The 2,430-nt window shown below is 70.6% G+C and carries 1 protein-coding gene; it reads right to left on the reverse strand.

Going from position 1 to position 2,430, the window contains the following annotated elements:
• Nucleotides 1-2,430: ATP-dependent helicase (locus DBO33_RS42400; protein WP_234391497.1), on the reverse strand; the 2,430-nt coding region annotated here is incomplete at both ends.

A 2,430-nucleotide genomic window follows, 5' to 3' on the forward strand; every position in this document is an offset into this window, starting at 1 on the left:
GGTGCTGGGGTTCGGTGAGGTGGGTGTCCATGGGGTCCGGCGGCAGAGTGTCGGGGTCCGGTGGCGGGGCGTCCATGGGGTCCGGTGGCAAGGCGTCGATGTCGTCCGGCGGCTCGAAGGGGTAGGGGTCGGTGAATCCTGCTGCGGTCACAGCAGTTTCGTCGAAACGACCACCGAGGACGTGGTCCGATTCGAGGACTTCGCCAGATTCGGAGGCACCGTCCGCTTCTACGACCGCGCCAGGTTGTCCGGCGGCCATGTTCTTCTCGCGGGCGGCTGCTCGGGGGGCGGGCGGCTTGGCGCGGAGTTCGGCCAGGGCGGCACGGACGAGCGCGGCACCTTGCTCGATGGGATCGCGGCGGTCGCCGAGGGGGTCGCGCGGCCATTCGGCGGTGGCCGGGTTGTCGGTGAACGGGTTCACCGCGTCGTGCGCCGGTGGGTCGTCCCAGCGGGCGACGTCGACAACGCCGTTGGCGGGGCTGTCGGCGGATTCACTGGCGTGTTTCAGTTCGAGCAGGAAGTCGGAGGGGCCCTTCGGGGTGGTGCCGGTCTCGGCCCAGTGGTGCGACGAAACGAGCAGCACGCGTTCAGTTCTGGTGAGGGCGACGTAGAAGAGGCGGCGCTCTTCGTCGATGCGGCGGCGCTCCAGTGCTTCTTTGTGGGACTTGATCGCGCGTTCCAGGTCGGCGCGGTCGTACAGGTCGGCCAGGTCGAGGACGGGCACGCCTTCGGCCGCGTCGTCCTGTTGCCGGTCGCCACGCAGTTTGGTCGGGAGTTCGGCCAGGGCACCGAGCCAGGTACCCGACGCGGTCCCAGACGGGAAGACGCCACGCACCACGTGCGGCACCGCGACGATCTCCCACTCGAGACCCTTCGCCGCGTGCACGGTCAATACCTGCACCCGGTCCTTGGCGACCTCGACTTCGCCCGGCTCCAAGCCGTTCTCGACCGACTCGGCGGCGGCGAGGAAGGACAGCAAGCCGCTCAGCGACGCACCGGAATCGGCCGCGTACCCGGCGACCACTTCGGCGAATGCGTCGAGATGCTCACGCCCCGCGCCGGTGCCCGACATGGCCCGGCGGGCTTGGGTCTCCACGCCGACGCCGATGGTGCGCTCCACGTCGGCGACCAGCTCGGTCAGCAATTGGCCGCTGCGTTCGCGCAGAGCCGCGAGTTCTCTGCTCAAGGCCTCGATCCGGGCGAAACCCGACTCCGAATACTGTTCGCGCGGACCGGGATCGGCGATCGCGTCGGCCAGGCCCGCTTGCTCGGCGGGTTCCGGCGCCACCTCGCGCAAGGCCTCGGCCAGCGAGTTGCCGTCGGTGATGTCCGGGGCGTCACCGCTGCTGAAGCGGCTGATCGAGAGCATGCGCGCGCGCCGGGCCAGCGCCGCGATATCGGCGACGCCGATACGCCAGCGAGCACCGGTCAGCACCCGCATCGCCGCGCTACCCGAGCCCGGTTCGGCGATCAGGCGCAGTGTGGCGACGATATCGGCGCCCTCGGGGGTGGCGAGCAGACCGCCGAGTCCGACGATCTCCACCGGTAAACCCTGGGCGCGCAGCGCTTCCGCGAGCGGTGACGCATCAGCGTTGCGGCGCACCAAGACCGCCGAGGTGGGCGGCGGCTCCCCCGCGGCGCGACGGGCCGCCCACTCCTCGGCGATTCGTATGGCCAGCCACTCGCGTTCCTCGGCGACGGTTTCGGTCAACGCCAGCGCCACCACGCCCTGTCCCGCATCAGGTTTCGCGCGCAGGGCATCGACCGTCACGCCGCCGCCCTCGATGGCTTTGCGGCGCAAGGGGTCGGCTACCAGGTTCGCCAGCGCCAGTGCCTCGGGTGGATTGCGCCAACTGGTCAGCAGCGGCAGCGTCGGCGCGGGAATGCCAGGGGCACTGGGGAAGTCGGTGGCGAAGCGCGGCAGGTTCGCGGCGGAGGCGCCGCGCCAGCCGTAGATCGATTGCATCGGATCGCCGACGGCGGTGACCGCCAGTCGTTGTCCGTCGCGCGACGAGGGCTCCCGCGCATCGGCATTCGAGGACTTGGCAGCGCCGCGTTGTTTGCCCGGCCGCGACTCCTCGCTCGTCTGCCGTCCGGTATGCCGCGGCTCCCGCGCACTCGTCGGCTGCTCAGCGCGTGCGGACGGATCGGTCTCGGGTGCGCCACCGAACAAGGCGGCCAGCAGAACTCGTTGGGCGTGACCGGTGTCCTGGTATTCGTCGAGCAAGACGAGGCGGAAACGGGCGCGTTCGGCGGTGGCGACCTCCGGGTGTTCGGCGGCGAGACGGGCGGCCAAGGACATCTGCGCGCCGAAATCCAGTGCGCCGCGGCGGCGTAACGCATCGGCCAGTTGCTGCACCAGCGGGAGCAGGGCAATGCGTTCGCGCTGCACCTGCAGGATGCTCAGCAGGGCTTGGCTCGGTCCACCGC

Origin of the sequence: Nocardia suismassiliense (assembly GCF_900269665.1) — a bacterium.
GTDB classification, from domain to species: domain Bacteria; phylum Actinomycetota; class Actinomycetes; order Mycobacteriales; family Mycobacteriaceae; genus Nocardia; species Nocardia suismassiliense.